The organism is Streptomyces candidus (genome assembly GCF_014207445.1).
GTDB classification, from domain to species: domain Bacteria; phylum Actinomycetota; class Actinomycetes; order Streptomycetales; family Streptomycetaceae; genus Streptomyces; species Streptomyces candidus.
Map to the genome: position 1 here is coordinate 71833 of NZ_JACHEM010000002.1, position 20146 is coordinate 91978.

Consider the following 20146-nt stretch of genomic DNA (forward strand, 5'->3'; position numbering starts at 1 on the left):
CGGACATCGTTTATGCTGGGTACCGCTTCGAAGGCCCGTTCCGCGGCCCGCCGGAGCTCTTCAGTCGTGTCGCGAAGGAGGCCTTGGAACCATGCACTGCCCCTTCTGCAGGCACCCCGACAGCCGAGTGGTCGACAGCCGCACCACGGACGACGGGACGTCGATCCGCAGGCGCCGTCAGTGCCCCGACTGTTCCCGTCGTTTCACGACGGTGGAGACGGCCTCACTGATGGTGATCAAGCGCAGCGGGGTCACCGAGCCCTTCAGCCGTACGAAGGTGATCTCCGGCGTCCGCAAGGCGTGCCAGGGCCGCCCGGTCACCGAGGACGCCCTCGCCAAGCTCGGCCAGCGGGTCGAGGAGGCGGTGCGCGCCACCGGCAGTGCCGAGCTGACCACCCACGACGTGGGTCTGGCCATCCTCGGACCGCTCCAGGAGCTGGACCTCGTGGCGTACCTGCGGTTCGCGTCCGTCTACCGGGCGTTCGACTCGCTGGAGGACTTCGAGGCCGCCGTCACGGAACTCCGTGACGAGCGGCCGCATGCCCAGGGACGCGGGCCCGGTGCACCCCCCGGGGTGCCCGTGCCTGCCGCGGCCACCGAGTAGCACGGCCGGATCGGCCCTCCTGCCGATCGGCTGCCGGGTACGACGGCCGGCGGCACACCAAGACCTGTCACGGATGACGCGCTGTGCGCGACTGCCGGGACATCAGACACACAACGTGCCCTGGGAAGAACTGGGCACTTCTGGGCGTTTTAGCCCGATATGGGAGGCGGCATGACCGAGACGACGAGCGGCCCGGCACGAGGTTCCCGCAGCAAGGGAGCCAAGGGCAGCAAGGGTCTGCGTATCGAGCGCATCCACACCACTCCTGGCGTGCACCCGTACGACGAGGTGGTCTGGGAGCATCGTGACGTCGTCATGACCAACTGGCGCGACGGCTCGATCAACTTCGAGCAGCGTGGCGTCGAGTTCCCCGACTTCTGGTCGGTGAACGCGGTCAACATCGTCACCAGCAAGTACTTCCGCGGCGCGGTCGGCACCCCGCAGCGCGAGACCGGTCTCAGGCAGCTCATCGACCGGATCGTGAAGACCTACCGCAAGGCCGGCGAGGACTACGGCTACTTTGCCTCCCCGGCGGACGCCGAGATCTTCGAGCACGAGCTGGCCTACGCCCTCCTGCACCAGATCTTCAGCTTCAACAGCCCCGTCTGGTTCAACGTGGGCACCCCGCAGCCGCAGCAGGTCTCCGCGTGCTTCATCCTGGCCGTCGACGACTCCATGGAGTCGATCCTCGACTGGTACAAGGAAGAGGGAATGATCTTCAAGGGCGGCTCCGGTGCCGGCCTGAACCTCTCCCGCATCCGCTCCTCCAAGGAGCTGCTGTCCTCCGGCGGCAACGCCTCCGGCCCGGTCTCCTTCATGCGCGGTGCCGACGCCTCCGCCGGAACCATCAAGTCCGGCGGCGCCACCCGCCGCGCGGCCAAGATGGTCATCCTCGACGTCGACCACCCCGACATCGAGAACTTCATCGAGACCAAGGTGAAGGAGGAGGAGAAGATCCGCGCCCTGCGCGACGCGGGCTTCGACATGGACCTGGGCGGTGACGACATCACGTCCGTCCAGTACCAGAACGCCAACAACTCCGTACGCGTGAACGACGAGTTCATGAAGGCCGTCGAGGCCGGCGGCAAGTTCGGCCTGCGCGCCCGCATGACCGGCGACGTCATCGAAGAGGTCGAGGCGAAGTCCCTCTTCCGCAAGATGGCCGAGGCGGCCTGGGCCTGCGCCGACCCGGGCATCCAGTACGACGACACCATCAACAAGTGGCACACCTGCCCGGAGTCCGGCCGGATCAACGGCTCGAACCCGTGCAGCGAGTACATGCACCTGGACAACACCTCGTGCAACCTCGCCTCGCTCAACCTCATGAAGTTCCTCAAGGACGACGGCCTGGGCAACCAGTCCTTCGAGTCCGAGCGCTTCGCCAAGGTCGTCGAGCTGGTCATCACCGCGATGGACATCTCCATCTGCTTCGCGGACTTCCCCACCGAGAAGATCGGTGAGAACACCCGCGCCTTCCGCCAGCTGGGCATCGGCTACGCCAACCTGGGCGCGCTTCTCATGGCGACCGGCCACGCGTACGACTCCGACGGCGGCCGCGCCCTCGCCGGCGCGATCACCTCGCTGATGACGGGCACCTCGTACAAGCGCAGCGCCGAGCTGGCCTCGGTCGTCGGCCCGTACGACGGCTACGCCCGCAACGCCGAGCCGCACCAGCGCGTCATGAAGCAGCACGCCGACGCCAACGCCGCCGCGATCCACGTCGACGACCTGGACAACCCGATCTGGGCCGCCGCGACGGAGGCCTGGCAGGACGTCCTGCGCCTCGGCGCGAAGAACGGCTTCCGCAACGCGCAGGCCTCGGTCATCGCGCCCACCGGCACCATCGGTCTCGCGATGTCCTGCGACACCACCGGCCTTGAGCCCGACCTCGCGCTGGTCAAGTTCAAGAAGCTCGTCGGCGGCGGCTCGATGCAGATCGTCAACGGCACCGTCCCGCAGGCCCTGCGCCGCCTGGGCTACCAGGAGGAGCAGATCGAGGCGATCGTCGCCCACATCGCCGAGAACGGCAACGTGATCGACGCGCCCGGCCTGAAGACCGAGCACTACGAGGTCTTCGACTGCGCGATGGGCGAGCGTTCCATCTCCGCGATGGGCCACGTCCGCATGATGGCGGCCATCCAGCCGTGGATCTCCGGCGCCCTGTCCAAGACGGTCAACCTGCCGGAGACGGCGACCGTCGAGGACGTCGAGGAGGTCTACTTCGAGGCCTGGAAGCTGGGCGTCAAGGCGCTCGCGATCTACCGCGACAACTGCAAGGTCGGCCAGCCCCTCTCCGCCAAGAAGAAGGAGAAGGAGGCCGTCACGGCCAAGGCCGAGGACACCATCCGCAGCGCCGTCGAGAAGGTCATCGAGTACCGCCCGGTCCGCAAGCGCCTGCCGAAGGGCCGCCCGGGGATCACCACCTCCTTCACGGTGGGTGGCGCCGAGGGCTACATGACCGCCAACTCCTACCCGGACGACGGTCTCGGTGAGGTCTTCCTCAAGATGTCCAAGCAGGGCTCGACCCTCGCGGGCATGATGGACGCCTTCTCCATCGCGGTCTCCGTGGGCCTCCAGTACGGCGTGCCGCTGGAGACCTACGTCTCGAAGTTCGTCAATATGCGCTTCGAGCCGGCCGGCATGACGGACGACCCGGACGTGCGGATGGCGCAGTCGATCGTCGACTACATCTTCCGCCGCCTGGCGCTGGACTTCCTGCCCTTCGAGACGCGCTCCGCGCTCGGCATCCACTCGGCCGAGGAGCGTCAGCGCCACCTCGACACCGGTTCGTACGAGCCGTCGCTGGAGGAGGACGAGCTGGACGTGGAGGGCATGTCCCAGTCCGCGCCGCTCACGGAGACGGTGAAGGCGGTGGCCGCGCCGAAGCCGGAGGCCGCCGCTCCGGCCCCGAAGCAGGCACCGCACACCTCGGCCGAGCTGGTCGAGATGCAGCTGGGCATCAACGCCGACGCCCCGCTCTGCTTCTCCTGCGGCACCAAGATGCAGCGCGCGGGCAGCTGTTACATCTGCGAGGGCTGCGGCTCGACCAGCGGTTGCAGCTGAGCCGGCTGACGCCCCGATGAGGGCGTGACACGAAGGGCGGCGGACCCGGAAGGGATCGCCGCCCTTCGCCGTACGTCAGGACGGTGCCGTGTACGTCGGCGCTGTGCCGTACGTCAGGACGGTGCCGAGTGCCGGGGCGTGCCGTGGGACGGGACCGGTGTGCGGCGGGGCTGCCGGGCGTCAGGAATGTTGTCCGCCCATCAGCCGGGCGAACTCCTCCGGGTCGGCGTCGAATCCGCGCAGCAGTTCGCGCAGGCCCCAGCTGCCGGCCGCGTCGCGGACGAATTCGGCGACCGTCGCGGCGGTCGCGTGGGACACCGAGGCGAAGTCGTGCCGTGCGAGTTCGGTATAGCCTTCGAGGATCCGCAGGTCAGCGCTCTGTATGTCGCCGAATTCCTTTCTCCCGTCCCGCTGTTGGATCGCCACACCGAGCACGACGCGCCCGTACCGGTCGGCCAGCCGGTCGAGTTCGAGCGTCATCTGCTCGTCGGTGCCGAAGCCCTGTCCGGTCTTGCTGTCCCGGTTGAGGGTGATGGTGCCGTCCGGGGAGCGGCTGCCGAAGTGCACCAGGTACACCGGGCTGCCGTACGGGTCGTCCGCCCCGTAGGTCGCGGCGACGATGTCGAGGTCGCTGGCGGCTGTGCCGAACGGGCTCGGGTCCCATTTCAGGGTGACCACGACCTTGGCGATCCCCTTGTTGAAGCTGCTCAACTTGGCTTTCCTCCGCTTCCTTTGTGCGTTGATCCTCACAGGGGAGCACAGGGCGGGACAAGCGGTTCATGGATTCCCGCGCGTACGGCGGCCGTTGGTGCCCGCCGACGGCCTCGGCGCGGGAGCCCGTGCGTCCCCTCGCGGGGTGACCGGGGCCACCCATCTGGCCGTACGATGGCGCGGTGCTGGTCAAGTGGATTCGTTGCACCGTCGTGGACCGCCGAGGCTTCGAGCGGGGGCAGCGGAAGTGGGCGGGGCAGCTCGGCGAACCCGGATTCCGGGGCCAGAGCGGCGGCTGGAGCAGGGGGCGGGACGGAGTGGCCCATGTCTTCGCCTTCTGGGAGAGCCGCGCCTTCTACGACTCCTTCATGGCGCGCTCGCACGACCGGCTCGCGGCTGCCCAGGTGGGCACGTTCAAGAACGCCCAGGTCAAGCTTTTCGACTACCGCTTCGACATCAAGACGGGCTTCGAGCCGCGCTTCACGGACGCCGACGTGGTGCGTGTCGCGCACTGCAAGGTGCGTGAGGACCGTGTCGAACACTTCGCGCTGATGCAGGAGAAGGTCTGGAACCCGGCGATGGCGGGCTCGCCGGGGATGCTGCGGGGGCTGTTCGGCGAGGCCCCCGGCAACGAGTTCCTCGTGCTGTCCATGTGGCAGTCGGCCGCCGAGCACGGCAAGTACCGGGCGGAACGGGTCGAGCGACTCGCGCTGCGGGCGCAGACCGAGGCGGACGTGGCAGCACTGGCGGGCGACGTCGTGGAGCTGCAACCGTCCTGGACGGTGTGAACTGCGCCTGTGAGCCGTTCAGCCGGCGCCCAGGGAGTACACCCCGGCCCTGACGGCGGCCAGAACGGCTGCGGCACTGCGGTCTGCCGCCGCCTCGTCGACCGGCTCACGCGTGACGAAGAGGCGGAGGAAGAGCGGGGCGGACACCGCCCGGACCACCGCGCCCGCATCGATGTCCGGCGCGGCCTCGCCGCGGGTGACGGCGCGTGCGACGACGGCCTCGCAACGGGTGAACCGCACGGTGTAGAAGTCGCGCAGGGCCGAGGCCGCCTGGGGCGACTGGAGTGCGGCGGCGACGAACGCGGTGGGAGCCGCGGCCCGCGCGGGATCGGCGAAGGAGTCGACGACCTGCCGGGCCAGGGCGCGCAGGTCGCCCTCCAGACTGCCGGTGTCGGGCGGGGTCCAGTCGTCCTCACAGGCCATGTCCAGGGCGTCGGCAACCATGCCTTCGAGCCCGCCCCAGCGACGGTAGAGGGTCGTCTTGTGCACGCCGGAGTGCTCGGCCACGTACTCGACGGTCAGGCCCGGATAGCCGTGCTCCGTGAGTCCGGTGAGGACGGCGTCGCGGACGGCGACACGGGTGCGGGCGGTGCGTCCGCCGGGGCGGCGGGTGCCGTGGGTGGCGACCGGTGCGGATTCTGGAGTGCCACTGTCAGTCAATTGCTACTCCTGTTGCGTTAAGGGTGGGTCGCGTGCCATGCTCATCGTAACGCGACTCAAGTTGCGTTTGTCTGCCTGGAGGCGCCCTTGTCTGCCCGGTCCCAGCTCTCGCTGCGCGGAGTGACCGTCTCCCGCGGTGACCGGCTCCTGCTCGATGACGTCACGCTGACCGTCCGCCCCGGCGAGAGGCTGGGCATCGTCGGGGAGAACGGCGCGGGAAAGTCCACCCTGCTCGGACTCCTCGCCGGACTCCACGTCCCCGACGAGGGCGAGGTCGTGACGGTCGCGGCCCGTGGAGCCGGGCTGCTCGCGCAGACCCCGCAACTTCCCCCTGACCGCACGGTGGGCGACGCGGTGGACGCCGCACTCGCCGAACTTCGTTCCGTGGAAGCGCGGTTGCGCACCCTCGAAACAGAGCTCGGCTCCGCCGACGAGGCGACGCTCGCCGAATACGGTGACCTCCTCACGGCGTTCGAGCTGCGCGGTGGGTACGAGGCGGACGCCCGGGTCGACAAGGCTTTGCACGGACTCGGGCTGGCCGCCATCGGCCGGGAACGGGAGCTGGGCAGCCTGTCCGGCGGTGAACAGGCCAGGCTCGGTCTCGCCTGTCTCCTCGCGGCGGCCCCGGAGGTGATGCTGCTGGACGAGCCCACCAACCACCTCGACGAATCCGCGCTCGACTGGCTGGAGGACGCCCTGCTCGCCCACCGCGGGACGGTCGTCGCGGTTTCCCACGACCGGCTGTTCCTGGAGCGGATCGCCACCTCGGTGCTCGAAGTCGACGCCGACCGGCGCACGGTCGTGCGCTACGGCGGCGGATACGCCGGATTCCGCGCGGAGCAGGCCGCCGCCCGGGTCCGCTGGGAACAGGCGTACACACGGTGGCGCGAGGAGCGCGCACAACTGGAGGCGTTCGCCGGAACCACCGCGCACGGCGTCGGCCAGGGGCACGCCATGAAGGACCGCAACAAAATGGCGTACGGCAGGGCCGGCAACCGGGTGCAGGCCTCGGTCTCCTCCCGGGTGCGCAACGCGCAGGAGCGGCTGCGGCGACTGGACGAGGAGCCCGTGCCCAGGCCCCCGGAGCCGATGCGTTTCCACGCCAGGCCGGTGGCCGGGGCAACCGCCGGTGCCCTGGTCGAGCTCCACGGCGTTAAGGTCGCGGGCCGGCTCGCCGTCGACGGCCTCACGGTCGCCGCAGGGCAGAAACTGCTCGTCCACGGCGGAAACGGCGCGGGCAAGACCACGTTGCTGCGGGTCGTGGCCGGCGTCACGGAGCCGGACGAAGGGACGGTGACCCGGCGGGGACGCATCGGCTACCTGGCCCAGGAGGTACCCGTGCACCGCCCCGCCGAGGACGTCCTGACCGCCTTCGGACGGGGGCTGCGGCTCACCGAGGACGAGCGGGCGGAACTCCTGCTGTCGTACGGCCTCTTCCGCCCCGGCGACCTCCGCGTGTCCGTCGGCTCCCTCTCGGCGGGGCAGCGGCGCCGGCTCGCGCTGGCCAGGCTGCTGGCCAGGCCCGCCGACCTCCTTCTCCTGGACGAGCCCGCCAACCACCTGGCGCTCGCCCTCGTGGAGGAGCTGGAGCAGGCACTCGCCGCGTGGACCGGAGCACTGGTGGTGGTCTCCCACGACCGGCTGCTGCGCCGCCGCTTCACCGGCGACATACGCCGGATGGAGGCGGGACGGCTGGCCGGTTGAGCCCCCGCTCCCCGTTCGAACTAGGGTTTCGGCATGGCACGACCGCGACGCATCGTCCTCGTCCGGCACGGCGAATCGGAGGGCAACGCAGACGACACCGTCTACGAGCGCGAACCCGACCACGCGCTGAGACTCACCGACACCGGCTGGCAGCAGGCCCGGCAGGCCGGAAAGCGGCTGAGGGAACTGTTCGGCGACGAGAGGATCAGCGCGTACGTCTCCCCGTACCGGCGCACCCACGAGACCTTCCGCGCCTTCGACCTGGACCCCGCGCGCGTACGGGTCAGGGAGGAACCGAGGCTGCGTGAGCAGGACTGGGGGAACTGGCAGGACCGCGACGACGTACGGCTCCAGAAGGCGTACCGGGACGCCTACGGCCACTTCTTCTACCGGTTCGCACAGGGCGAGTCCGGGGCGGACGTCTACGACCGGGTCGGCGCCTTCCTGGAGAGCCTCTACCGGAGCTTCGAGGCCGACGACCACCCCGAGAACGTCCTGATCATCACGCACGGGCTGACGATGCGGCTGTTCTGCATGCGCTGGTTCCACTGGTCGGTCGCCGAGTTCGAGGCGCTGTCCAACCCGGGCAACGCGGAGATGCGCGTGCTGGAACTGGGCCGGGACGGGCGGTACACCCTGGACCGGCCCTTCGAGCGCTGGCGCGCCCCCGAACCGTACGGAATGACCGGGGGGAGCCCCGCGGGCACCGGTTAGAGTGCACAGCGATGACCGCTGACTCCGCTTCCGACCCGCGCCTCGCGCGCGCACTCGACAGCCTCCGAGGGCTGTCCGTGGGAGACGCCCTGGGCTCCCAGTTCTTCGTCCCCGTCAACTACCCACTCCTCAAGGAGCGCGCACTGCCGCCCGGCGACTGGCAGTGGACCGACGACACCGAAATGGCCGCCTCCGTGCTGGCCGTCCTCGCCGCACACCACCGGATCGACCAGGACGCGCTCGCGCGCTCCTTCGCCGACCATCACGACTTCGACCGCGGTTACGGCCCGGCCGTCAACCGCATGCTCCGGCTGATCAGGGAGGGCGGCGACTGGCGGGAACTGGCCGCAGCCCTGTTCGACGGCCGCGGTTCCTGGGGCAACGGCGCCGCCATGCGGATCGCACCGCTCGGCGCCTGGTACGCGGACGACCCGGAACAGGCCACCCACCAGGCCGAGATCTCCGCGTACGTCACCCACCAGCACCGCGAAGCCGTGATGGGCGCGATGGCCGTGGCGGCCGCCGCCGCCCTGGCCGCCGACCCGGCGGGCCCGCCGACCCCCGAGGGGCTGCTGGACGGCGTCATCGCGCTGGTCCCGCGCAGCGCTGTCGCCGCCGGGCTGCGCCGGGCACGGGGCATGCTCGACTACGACGATCCCGCCACGGTCGCCGCCGTGCTGGGCTGCGGGCGGCGCACCAGCGCCCACGACACCGTGCCGTTCGCGCTCTGGTCGGCGGCTCGCTCCCTCGGCGACTTCGAGCGGGCCTTCTGGGCGACCGCGCAGGTCGGTGGCGACGTCGACACGAACTGCGCCATCGTCGGAGGAGTGCTGGCGGGCGCCGGGGCGGGGAGCCCGCCGAAGGAGTGGCTGGAGCGGACCGAGACGCTGCCGGGGTGGGTACGGGCCGGGCAGGCGTGAATCCCCTCCCTGTACGACGGCCGGACCGGCTGCGCGGCCGGGCGACGGCGCGCGTCCTTTGAGGCGCGCTCCTGTACGGACGCCGGGCAGTACGCGCGTTCGGTGTGACAAGAGGCGCTGAGGTCCGGGTGGCAGGTGGGTGGGGCAAGGTCCGCCGGACAGCGGTGGGTGAGGTCCTGCGGCAGGGGACGGTGAGCTTCCTGCCGCAGTCGGCGGTGAGGGCCATGTGCCGGCGGGCGGCAGACGGATTCCGCTTCCGCCGCCGCCTGCTGTCACGGTTCTGTCCTCATCTTGGGGACGCGTGCGGCCGGCCGGCCGTCTGGGGCTAGTCTGCAGGTCACGCCGCCGCGCCGAATCACCACGGGCGCGTGCCGAACGAGCCACCGGGCCTTGATCCGCCACGTACCGCGCGAGGCGCGACGTGCCTGGTCGGGAGGGGGTCCCGTGCCTGACGAAACAGAGCCGACCAGAACCGCACCGCCACCGCAGCCATCGCCCGCCGCCACCCCGCCCACGGGAACACGGCCCGCGACCACGCCGCAGGACGCAGCCGCGCGGCCGCCCGCCGCGCCCGGACACGCGCACCCGTATCCGCAGCCGCTGACCCCGGACCAGATGCGGCAGCAGCAGTGGCAGCAGTGGCAGGCCCACCAGTACTGGCAGCAGCAGCGGCGCCAGAAGGCCGTGGAACCGCCCGCCTGGCGCGCCCGCGTCCGTCCCGGCCCGCCGGCCCGGATACGGGCGGCCTCGCTCTGGTGCGTGCTGGCCACCGCCCTGCTCAGCGGTCTTTTCCTCGGTGAAGGACTCGGCCTGAACCTGCTGATCGTCGCTGTGCCCGCTGCCCTCGCCGCGTTCTTCGCCGCGCAGGCGGCCGGCCGCCGGGTCCGGCCGTGGTCCCTGGTGTGGGGGTTCGGCGGACTCGCGCTGCTGGCGGTGCCGGTGCTGCGGGACGCGGGCTGGCCGACGTTCCTCGCGGTGCTCTCCGCGCTTCTGCTCGGCTCGCTCGCCCTGCACGGCGGCCGGACCTGGCCCGGCGTCCTGATCGGTTCGCTGGGCCTCATCGGGTCGGTGGTCCCGGGCATCCGGTGGGGCCGGCGGGGGCTGCGCGAGCGGGCCGACGGTGCGCGGGAGCGATGGGGGCCGGTGGTCCGAACCGTCCTGATCGCGACCGTCCTGCTGGTGGTGTTCGGGGCGTTGTTCGTGAGCGCGGACGCCGCTTTCGCGAAACTCCTCGGCAAGCTCGTGCCGGACGTCTCCCTGCTCGACGGCCCGTGGCGGATCCTGCTCTGCGCGCTGGGACTGATCGGGGCGCTGGCGGCAGCTCGTACCGCCGCCGCTCCCCACCAGTGGGACAAGGCCGAGATCGCCCCGGCGCGCGCCTGCGGCCGCATGGAATGGGCGCTTCCGCTCGTTGTCCTGAACCTGCTCTTCGCGGCGTTCATCGCGGTGCAGCTCACCGTCCTGTTCGGCGAGTACGCGGCAGTACTCGACGCGACAGGACTGAACCACTCCGACTACGCCCGGCAGGGTTTCTGGCAGTTGCTCTGGGCCACCCTGCTGACCCTTGCCGTCATCGCCCTCGCCGGCCGCTGGGCACCGCGCTCGGACGCCCGGGACGCGGTGCTGGTGCGTTCCGTGCTCGGCGTGCTGTGCCTGCTCACCCTGGTCGTGGTCGTCTCCGCGCTGTACCGGATGAACATGTACGTCGGGTCGTACGGCCTCACCCGGCTGCGCCTCTCGGTGACCGCGATGGAGATCTGGCTCGGCGTGGTGCTCGTACTGATCATGGCCGCCGGGGTGTTCGGCCCCCGTTGGCTGCCCCGGGCCGTCGTCGGCAGTGCCGCGGCAGCCGTCCTCGCCTTCGGTCTGGCCTCGCCGGACGCACTCGTCGCCGAGCGCAACGTCGCGCGTTTCAAGAAGACGGAGGCGATCGACGTGGACTACTTGCGCGGCCTGTCCGCCGACGCCGTGCCCGCCCTGGACACCCTTCCCGAGCCGCAGCGGACCTGTGCGCTCCGTGGGATCACGGACGCATCGGGCATCGCCGGCCCCTGGTATGCCGTCAGCCTCGGCGAACGGCGCGCCCGCGCTGTCGTCGAAGCCCGCCCGCTCGGCCCCGCGGTGACGGACTGCGGCGGCCTGGACTCCGACGACAGCGGGAATTACGGCCGGTAGCGGAGTACGGGCGGTAGGGGGATGTGCCTCGCCCGACGGTTCGCGAATGCGACCTCGGGCGGGGGAGGCCTGGGCGGACCGTGCTTCACAAAGGCTGCCGACGGACCCGGGTCTCCGCTCCAGTCCTGTGCGCAAGCGAAGTGGCATACCGCGCTCCGCGCCCCCGAACCCTTGGCCGGGGGCGGGGTGTCGCACCCCGCCCCCGGCGGCGTACCCTGACTGGCGCCATGCCGTACGAACCACCCACACACACTGTCGAGCGCTCGCTGCGCGCCACCACCGGTGCCAAGATCGTCGCCGGCGTCGACGAGGTCGGGCGCGGGGCGTGGGCCGGACCCGTCACCGTGTGCGCCGCTGTCACCGGACTGCGCCGCCCGCCCGCCGGACTCACCGACTCCAAGCTCCTCACCCCCAAACGCCGCGACGAAATCGTGCTGCTCCTAGAGGAGTGGGTCACCTCGTACGCGCTCGGCCACTCCACGCCCGAGGAGATCGACGGCCTCGGCATGACGGCCGCGTTGCGGCTCGCTGCCGAACGTGCGCTAAATGCCTTGCCGGTACGGCCCGATGCCGTCATCCTCGACGGGAAGCACGACTACCTCGGGGCACCCTGGAAGGTCCGTACGGTGATCAAGGGCGACCAGTCCTGCATCGCGGTCGCGGCCGCCTCGGTGATCGCCAAGGTGCGCAGGGACGCGATGATGGCGGAACTGGAATCGGAGACCGGGGGCTGTGCGCCCTACGGATTCGCGTCCAACGCCGGCTATCCGTCCCCCGTACACCAGGCGGCCCTCGCGGAACTCGGGCCCACCCGGCACCACCGCCTCTCCTGGTCCTATCTCGACGGGCTCCCGCAGTGGCGGCACCTCAAGAAACACCGGATCCCGGCAACGGCGGCAGCACTGGAAAGCGGGGGCCAACTCGGCTTCGATTTCTGACTGTTCACGGCTGGGTGCCGCATCGTCGGCCGCGTCGCTCGGCAGCACCACCCGCCTGCCCCACACGTCCCACCCGCCGATGTCCCGCGCACCGGCGTTTGATAGATGTTCCAGTCATGCCTCTCATCCCACAGGAGCCTCAGATTTACGAGAGCGCCCAGGGTCCCCGCGCCACCCCGGCTGCCAGCCGCACCGCGCCGACCCCTCGCCCCGTACCCGGCCCGCGCCCCGCGGCGCCGCGCCCCGGTCCCGCCCGTGCTGCCCGCCCCGGCCCGCCGGTCCAGCGGAAGCACGCGCCGCAGGCCGCACCCGCCGTCCCCGCGGGAAACCGCCCCGCGCCGCAGGCCGCCCCGGCCGCGTCCGCACCGACTCCGGACGGGCCCCAGATCCAGTTGGTCCCGGTTTCCGCCGGCGGTGCGCTCGACGCCGCGGGCGAAGCGGTGGACCTGCTGCTCGACTCCGGCCGCGCGCCGGGCGATGTCCTGGTGCTCACCACGGGCGAGCAACACCCCTGGGCGGAGCACGAGTTGTCGTTCGGCGAGGCGTCCTACTGGGCGCAGCACGACGCGCGGGACGACGTGTTCTACGCGGACATCGGCGTCGCGGAGCGGGCCACCGCCCGCCCGGTGGTCGTCGTCGCGGTCAACGAGGTGACCACGGAGGACCTGGCCCGCACACTGCCGGCTGCGCGTGCGCGTGCCGGTGCCCTGCTGATCGTCTGCGGCGACCCGCAGCGCATCAACGCCGCGCTCGGCGCCGGAGTCTGAGCACGACCGCCCGTCACACGTGACGCGGTGCGGCCCCGGGGCACGAACAGGCCTCGGGGCCGCACCGCGTTTTTGGACCGGTCCGCAGGCCGGCCCTGCTCAGCGGGCCGCCGCCCGGCGCAGCGCACCCTCGGCCCCGCCGCCGGTGCGCTGCAGGGGTGGGTCGGGTGCGGCAAGGGACTCCGCGAGATCCGCGGGCGGGGACCCGGCGGCGGGCCGACGGCCGCCGCGGCCCTCGCCGAGCACCTGCCAGCCGCCGCGGGTCAGCGTGATGTACGCACCGCAGCGCAGGCCGTGCAGCGTGCACGCGTCCCGCAGCCCCCACATCCACGCGCCGTCCTCCTCCGTCCAGCGCTCGTCCCCCTCCCGGCAGTAGAGCAGAACGGCGGTACGCACGGGTGTGCGTCGGCGCAGATCGTGCGGAACGACGCGGCGCAGGTGGGCGAGCAGCGCGTTGCGCAGTTCCCAGCCGTCCGACGGGAGCGACCTGTGGACGAACGAGGCGCTGGCGGTGAGCCGCTCCTCGGTGTCCAGCACGGCGACGATCGCGGTGGCGGGCTCGGGCCGGTGGCGGGCGTGCAGACCATTGACGACCTCACGGGGGTTGCGCAGCAGGGGAATTCCGGCCGAGGCCCACTCGGCCGGTTCCAGCGTCCGGCCCAGGCGGCTGGCGGCATCGGCGGACGACGAGCCGGGCGAGCTCATGGACGGAGCGAATCCGAAGGTCACGGTCCTCCCTTCGCATACGCGCCCACAACTGCGGGCAAGGTCGGTGGGGGCGCGCCACGGCACGGCCCTGCGGACCACAGGGAAACCGTGCGGGAGCGCTTCCAATTCTTCCTGGCGCCGGGGAATGCAGCAACGAGCAATTGGGGCGGCTGGCCGGATTCTGTTGATATGACACTCATATCCCTGCCCAGGCGGACCGCTCCCAATGCCCTCGTCACCCCTGAACGGCGAGGACCAGGGGAAACACCCCCTCCGCTCCGGCCCTGCGCAGCAGCCGGGCAGCCACCGCGAGTGTCCATCCGGTGTCCGACGAGTCGTCCACCAGTAGCACGGGACCGCCGGCCGAGGTGAGCGCCTCGGCGAGTTCCGGCGGCACGGTCAGCGCCCGGTGCAGCGAGCGGACCCGCTGGGCGCTGTTGGCCTGCGGCAGCGGCGCCCCGCCTGCCTCGGCGGCGTACTCCAGTGAACCCAGGAACGGCATCCGGCCCACCTCCGCGACACGTGCCCCCAGTGACCGCACGAGCTGTGGCCTGCGGTGGGAGGGGACCACGACGACCCCCACCGGCCGCGGTGGAGCATTCTGGTCGCCGCGGGCCCAGCCTCCCGGCCCCTTCGCCCAGTCGGTCAATACCGTCACCACCGCTTGGAACACGTCGTCAGGCACCGGTCCGTCCGGGGCCTGTGCGGCGAGCATGGGACGCAGCCTGTTGCCCCAGCCGATGTCCGACAGACGCCCCAGACCCCTTCCCCGGAAGGCGACTTCTCCTTCCGGGATACGGCCCTTCAGGTCGACTCCGACCGCCGGGAGACCGCTGGGCCACATCTTGCGGGGCTCCACCTCGACCCCCGGGCGGCCCAGCTCGCCGCGCGCCGCGTCCAGGGCGGCGTCCGACACCTTTCCGTCGAACCGGCTGCCGGCGCAGTTGTCGCAACGTCCGCAGGGGGCGGCCTGCTCGTCGTCCAGTTGGCGGCGCAGGAACTCCATACGACAGCCGGCGGTCGCCGCGTACTCGCGCATCGCCTGTTGTTCGGCGGTGCGCTGCCCGGCCACCCAGGCGTACCGCTCGGCGTCGTACACCCAGGGCTGTCCGGTGGAGACCCAGCCGCCCTTCGTGCGATGGACCGCGCCGTCCACGTCGAGAACCTTGAGCATGGCTTCGAGGCGGGTGCGCCGCAGGTCCACCATCGGCTCCAGGGCGGGCAGCGAGAGCGGCTTCGGCGATCCGGCGAGCGTGTCGAGGGTGCGCCGGACCAGGTCCTCGGGCGGAAAGGACACCGACGCGAAGTACTTCCAGATCGCCTCGTCCTCCTTGCCCGGCAGCAGCAGGACCTCGGCGTGCTCCACCCCGCGCCCCGCACGGCCCACCTGCTGGTAGTACGCGATCGGCGACGACGGCGAGCCCAGGTGCACCACGAACCCGAGGTCGGGCTTGTCGAAGCCCATGCCCAGCGCGGAGGTCGCCACCAGCGCCTTGACCCGGTTGGCGAGCAGGTCCTCCTCCGCCTGTACGCGGTCGGCGTTCTCGGTGCGTCCGGTGTACGAGGCGACGGTGTGCCCGCACTGGCGCAGGTAGGCGGTGACCTCCTCGGCGGCGGCCACGGTCAGCGTGTAGATGATCCCGGAACCCGGCAGTTCGTGGAGGTGGTCGGCGAGCCAGCCCAACCGGGTCGCCGCGTCGGGGAGTTGCAGCACGCTCAGGCTGAGGCTCTCCCGGTCCAGGGGGCCGCGCAGTACCAGGGCGTCCGTCCCCGCGCCCGTGCCGAGCTGCTCCGCCACGTCGGCGGTGACCCGGGAGTTGGCGGTGGCGGTGGTGGCGAGGACCGGCACACCTGGCGGCAGCTCGGCCAGCATGGTGCGCAGCCTCCGGTAGTCGGGGCGGAAGTCGTGTCCCCAGTCGGAGATGCAGTGCGCCTCGTCCACCACGAGCAGGCCGGTGGCGGCGGACAGCGCGGGCAGCACGTTGTCACGGAAGTCCGGGTTGTTGAGGCGCTCGGGCGAGACGAGGAGGACGTCCACCTCGCCCGCGGCCACCTCCGCCTGGACGGAGTCCCAGTCCTCGTGGTTGGAGGAGTTGATGGTGCGTGCGCGGATGCCCGCCCGTGCGGCGGCCTCCACCTGGTTGCGCATGAGGGCGAGCAGGGGCGAGACGATCACGGTGGGTCCGCTGCCCTGCGCGCGCAGCAGTGAGGTCGCCACGAAGTACACGGCGGACTTTCCCCAGCCGGTCCGCTGCACGACCAGCGCCCGGCGCTTGTCCGCGACGAGCGCCTCGATGGCCCGCCACTGGTCCTCACGCAGCCGGGCGGTGCCGCCGGGGTCGCCGACGAGGCGGGCGAGCACGGAATCGGCTTCGGCGCGGAGGTCCGCGGTGTCTGAGGCGTCTGTTCGGGTCATGCCCCCATGCAACCCGATGGCACCGACATCGCGCGAACGGGCGTCCGGCCCTGTGGACAACTTTATCCACAGGGGTGGCGGGATCAAGGGCGCGTCACGGAAGGTAGTGAAATGAACACGAACAGCGAAAAGCGTGATCACCGTGACGCCGATGCGACCGCGGAGCAGCAGATCACCCTCCGGGGTCCCGCCCAACTTGCCGACGCACTGCCGTACTTGATGGGGTACTACCCGAACGATTCCGTGGTCATGGTGGCGTTGCACGGGCGCAGGGGAAGGTTCGGGGGGCGGCTCAGGCTCGGTATTCCGAAGTCCCCGCAGGAATGGGCGCCGGTCGCCTCCCACCTCGCCGAATCCCTGGTGGCCAACAGCGAGCGCAGCAGCAGCCGCCCGGACGGGATCCTGGTCTTCCTGTGCCAGGACCCGGCGGACGGTGCGACGGGCAGAGAGGTGATGGAGCGGTTGCGGGCATTCGCCCAGCGGCTGCGCACCGCCTGCGGGGCGCTCGACGTCCCCGTGCTCGAAGCGCTCTGCCTCTCGGACGGCCGCTTCTGGTCCTACTGCTGCCCCGACGGGCGCTGCTGTCCGCCGGAAGGGACCGCACTGGCTTTGCCGGGGACGTCCGTGATGGCGGCGGCCGCCGCGTACGCCGGCATCCAGGTGCGGGGCTCCCTGCGAGAGATGGAGGCCCGGCTCGCCCCCTGCCCGCAACAGCCCGCCGTGCTGCACGCCCGGGTACGGGCCCTCGACGCGGCGGGCAGCACGGTCGTTCCCCGGATCCTCAGCGACAGCGGCCGCGCGCAGGTCTGTGCGGAGACGCTCGACCTGGCCCGGGTCCTCATCAGGCGGCTGGGGAGGTCCCCCCTGCCGAGGGGGTCCTGGGTGGCGGCGGACCGTGCCGACGACGAGCTGATCAGTGACGAGGAGGCGGCCACGGTCATCGTCGGCATCCAGGACCGGGACACCAGGGACCGTGCGGCGGAATGGATGGAAGGCCCGGAAGCCGCCTGTGCGCTGAGGCTGTGGCGCCTCCTCGCCCGGCGCTGCGTCGGCCCGTACGACACCTACGCAGCTCCGCCGCGGACCCTCGCGGGCTGGGTCGCCTGGTCCACCGGTGACGAAGCGGAGGGGCGGGTGGCGCTGGGCCTGGCGTTGCAGGCGGATCCCGAGTACACCTTCGCGCAACTCCTGCACCAGGCCTGCAACGAGGGGCTCGACCCGGAGAAGCTGCGGGTCTGCCTGCGCGGGGAACGCTCCGCCCGGACCGTCAAGGCCCGCCCCCGCCCCGGCGGGCGCGGGGCACGCCGACGGCAGGTGACGGCGAGGGCGCGACGGGCGGCCCGGGGCAGTGCGGGCGAGCCGGGCGAGTCCGGGGGGACGGAGACGGGTCCTCGGGGGGCTCGTCCCGGCGTGCGCCCCAGGATCCGGCCGACAGACCGCGCGGAAGGCGCCGGGCCCGGTCCCATGCCGGTACGTCCAGGAGCGCGGCCCCGGGAGACGCCGCACCGGGCGCGGCGCGGCACGAGGAGCGGACGATGACGGACCGCCGGGAGACCCCGCCGCCGGGGTTGCCCCGCCCCGCGCCCCGGTCGACCTTGTACGGCACCACGCCGCGCCCGGGGGCGTCCCGCACCGCCCCGCCGTGCACTGCGCCCCTGTCCGAGGCATCCCGCAGGACCTCTCGCACGACGTCCAGGCCATCGTCGCCTCCGTCGTTTTGGACGGCAGCTCGCCGGCCGGGGAGACGCACACCGCCCCGCGCGTCGCGTTTCCCGCGCCCCTCCGGCCGTGACTCCGACGCATGTGCCGCCGTTCACCTGTGTGGCGTCCGTGCACGCACCGCACCGCCGCATCCGTCACCACCCTCCGGAGCGCAGAGAAGGCACCAGATGGCCCTCACCGTCCCGCCGTCCTCCGACGCACGCGGCACGCCTCCGGGCTACCGCCGCCCCGCGCAGCACAGCGGCCCCTGGCCCGCGCGGGGTCCGGCGCCAGGAGTCGGACAGCCTGCGGAGCTGCCGGCCGTGCACACGATGATCATCTGCGCCGACCTGCCCAGTCTGGCGATTTCCGCCGAGCACGGGCAGCTCACCGGGCGCTGGTTGGAGGGCTTCTACCAGGCGGGCCGCAGACTCCTCGCGCGCTGCGAGCTACGGGTGGCGGGCCGTGAACCGACCGCCGTCCAGGGCAGGTCGGCGGGGGCGGACCGGGCCAGATTCATGGCGGTGGTCCGTACGCAGGGCGACGGCGGCCCGGACCCGGGGGTCGCCGTCGAGCGGATCAGGACCGCCGACGGCAGCGAGCGGATCACCCTGCGCAGCTCGGCGCCACGCCCGCTCCGGTTTCCGGTGGAGATCACCCTGGGCACCGACCTCGCGGACCTGGGCTCCATCGCCGCCGGCCATTGCGGTCCCGAGCTCCCCGCCAGCGTGCACGACTCCGGCATGCGCTGGACCACGGGCGGCGCTTACTCCGCGGTGACGGCGGACCCCCCGCCCAACGACGCCCTCGCCTCGGCCGGCCTGCTGCGCTGGGAGATGGAGCTGCCGCCCGGCGGCTCCCGCACCATTGAGCTCCGGGTCAGGACCGAGAGGGCCGTGCGCTCCGCGGGCAAGACCGGCGGTTGCCCGCTGCCCGAGGTGAGCGCGGAGGGCGACGACCCCCGCGTGGGCGACCTGCTGCGTACGAGCGTCGACGACCTGCGGTCCCTGATGATGCGCGATCCCGCCCACCCCTCGGACGTGTACCTGGCGGCGGGGGTTCCCTGGCGCTGCGGGCTGGCCCCTGCCGAGGCGCTCTGGGCGGCCCGGATGGCGTTCCCGCTCGGCACCCGGCCCGCCGCAGCCGCGCTGCGCTTTCTCGCGCGCACCCAGGTGGAGGGAAACGGTCATGTCCCCGGCCCCTTCCGGGACGCGGGACCGCACCTCCCGGCAGGCTGCACCGGAGTGGAGGCGACCCTGGCGTTCCCCGTGGTGCTCGCCGAGGCCCGCCGCTGGGGACTGGCCGAAAAGGATCTTGAGGAGTTGCTGCCCGCTGCCGAGCGTTGTCTGAACTGGCTGCGCACCACGGTCGGCGACGAGGTGTACCTGCGCGATCCGGGGACCGGCGGACTGCGCCGGGCCGAGACACAGGCGCACGCCCACCGTGCCGCCCTGCTCGGTGCGGAACTGCTGGAGGCGTGCGGTCGCCAGGGAGCCGACGGCTGGCGTGAGTGGGCCGGGGCCCTGCGCAGCGCCTTCCGCCGGGAGTTCTGGATCGAGGACCGGACGGGCGGCCGTCCGGCAGCGGCCACGACGGCCGACGGGCGCCAGGCCCCCCATCTCGGCTCCTGGGCCGTGCACCTGCTGGACACCGGTCTGCTGGGCGCCGGACAGTTCGCGCCCGGACTGCTCGACAAGGGGCAGACGGAACAGCTGGCACGGCTCTTCGGGAGTCCCGCCATGGACTCGGGGTGGGGGCTGCGCGGGCTCGGTGCCAAGGAGTCCGCGTACAACCCGTTCGGTCACCGCAGCGGCGCCGTACGGGTGCACGAGACGGCCCTCGCGGTCTCGGGTCTCGCCGCCGCCGGTTTCGAGAAGGAGGCGGGCTCCCTGCTGCGCGGCCTGCTGGACGCGGCAGCGGCCTTCGGCCACAGGCTGCCCGAGATGTACGCGGGGGAGCAGCGCACCACCGGTGGATTCCCGCTGCCGCACCCGGCGGCGTGCCGTCCGGCCGCCGTGTCGGCCGCTGCGGGGATCCATGTGCTCTCCACCGTCGTCGGGATCCGTCCCGACGCCCCGGCGGGCACGGTCCGGCTGGTACCGCTCGCCAGCGCGCCGCTCGGAGCACTGCAGCTCTCCGGGCTGCGGGTCGCCGCGGAACCGTTCGCCGCGCGGGTCAGCAGGCTCGGACTCGGCATGGTCGAGGAGGCCGCCGACGGCCTCCAGCTGGGGGTGTGACGGCATGGCAGGGACCAGCACGGACGCGACATGGGAGGAG

15 protein-coding genes are annotated in these 20146 nt (G+C 72.0%); 11 read left to right on the plus strand and 4 right to left on the minus strand.

Translation table 11 applies throughout. The features are described from left to right. The first annotated feature begins 91 nt into the window (after positions 1-91). Positions 92-604, plus strand: a complete 513-nt coding sequence (gene nrdR, locus HNQ79_RS03380; protein ID WP_185026716.1) for a transcriptional regulator NrdR — start codon at positions 92-94, stop codon at positions 602-604. A 171-nt stretch (positions 605-775) separates the two neighbouring features. Next, positions 776-3667, plus strand: a complete 2892-nt coding sequence (locus HNQ79_RS03385; protein WP_185026718.1) for a vitamin B12-dependent ribonucleotide reductase — start codon at positions 776-778, stop codon at positions 3665-3667. Between the two features lie 180 nt (positions 3668-3847). On the opposite strand, the gene HNQ79_RS03390 is transcribed toward HNQ79_RS03385, so the two are convergent. Beyond that, positions 3848-4411, minus strand: coding sequence for a TerD family protein (locus HNQ79_RS03390; RefSeq protein WP_185027581.1), 564 nt, complete (start codon positions 4409-4411; stop codon positions 3848-3850). Between the two features lie 149 nt (positions 4412-4560). On the opposite strand from HNQ79_RS03390, the gene HNQ79_RS03395 reads away from it, so the two are divergent. After that, positions 4561-5166, plus strand: coding sequence for a YdbC family protein (locus HNQ79_RS03395; RefSeq protein ID WP_185026720.1), 606 nt, complete (start codon positions 4561-4563; stop codon positions 5164-5166). 18 nt (positions 5167-5184) lie between these two features. Here HNQ79_RS03395 and HNQ79_RS03400 read toward each other — a convergent pair whose 3' ends face one another. Beyond that, positions 5185-5826, minus strand: a complete 642-nt coding sequence (locus HNQ79_RS03400; RefSeq protein WP_185026722.1) for a TetR/AcrR family transcriptional regulator — start codon at positions 5824-5826, stop codon at positions 5185-5187. Between the two features lie 87 nt (positions 5827-5913). On the opposite strand from HNQ79_RS03400, the gene HNQ79_RS03405 reads away from it, so the two are divergent. From HNQ79_RS03405 to HNQ79_RS03430, 6 genes are all read left to right on the plus strand, one after another. Then, positions 5914-7530, plus strand: a complete 1617-nt coding sequence (locus HNQ79_RS03405) for an ABC-F family ATP-binding cassette domain-containing protein (RefSeq protein WP_185026724.1) — start codon at positions 5914-5916, stop codon at positions 7528-7530. Positions 7531-7563: 33 nt separating this feature from the next. Beyond that, positions 7564-8244, plus strand: coding sequence for a histidine phosphatase family protein (locus HNQ79_RS03410; protein WP_185026726.1), 681 nt, complete (start codon positions 7564-7566; stop codon positions 8242-8244). An 11-nt stretch (positions 8245-8255) separates the two neighbouring features. Then, positions 8256-9164 carry an ADP-ribosylglycohydrolase family protein gene (locus HNQ79_RS03415; protein ID WP_185026727.1) on the plus strand — a complete coding sequence of 303 codons (909 nt, stop codon included), beginning with the start codon at positions 8256-8258 and terminating at the stop codon, positions 9162-9164. A 393-nt stretch (positions 9165-9557) separates the two neighbouring features. Beyond that, complete coding sequence (locus HNQ79_RS03420) at positions 9558-11339, plus strand: DUF4153 domain-containing protein (RefSeq protein WP_373312478.1); 1782 nt, start codon at positions 9558-9560, stop codon at positions 11337-11339. Between the two features lie 227 nt (positions 11340-11566). Continuing rightward, positions 11567-12277: a ribonuclease HII gene (rnhB, locus tag HNQ79_RS03425; RefSeq protein WP_185026729.1), complete on the plus strand. Its 711-nt coding sequence runs from the start codon at positions 11567-11569 to the stop codon at positions 12275-12277. A gap of 116 nt (positions 12278-12393) precedes the next feature. After that, positions 12394-13044: a hypothetical protein gene (locus tag HNQ79_RS03430; protein ID WP_185026731.1), complete on the plus strand. Its 651-nt coding sequence runs from the start codon at positions 12394-12396 to the stop codon at positions 13042-13044. Positions 13045-13143: 99 nt separating this feature from the next. On the opposite strand, the gene HNQ79_RS03435 is transcribed toward HNQ79_RS03430, so the two are convergent. Further along, complete coding sequence (locus tag HNQ79_RS03435) at positions 13144-13773, minus strand: hypothetical protein (RefSeq protein ID WP_185026733.1); 630 nt, start codon at positions 13771-13773, stop codon at positions 13144-13146. A gap of 214 nt (positions 13774-13987) precedes the next feature. Further along, complete coding sequence (locus HNQ79_RS03440) at positions 13988-16168, minus strand: RecQ family ATP-dependent DNA helicase (RefSeq protein ID WP_185026735.1); 2181 nt, start codon at positions 16166-16168, stop codon at positions 13988-13990. A gap of 111 nt (positions 16169-16279) precedes the next feature. On the opposite strand from HNQ79_RS03440, the gene HNQ79_RS03445 reads away from it, so the two are divergent. Further along, positions 16280-17707: a DUF4192 domain-containing protein gene (locus HNQ79_RS03445; protein ID WP_185026737.1), complete on the plus strand. Its 1428-nt coding sequence runs from the start codon at positions 16280-16282 to the stop codon at positions 17705-17707. Between the two features lie 350 nt (positions 17708-18057). Further along, positions 18058-20106, plus strand: coding sequence for a glycogen debranching N-terminal domain-containing protein (locus HNQ79_RS03450; RefSeq protein ID WP_373312470.1), 2049 nt, complete (start codon positions 18058-18060; stop codon positions 20104-20106). The last annotated feature ends 40 nt before the right edge of the window (positions 20107-20146 follow it).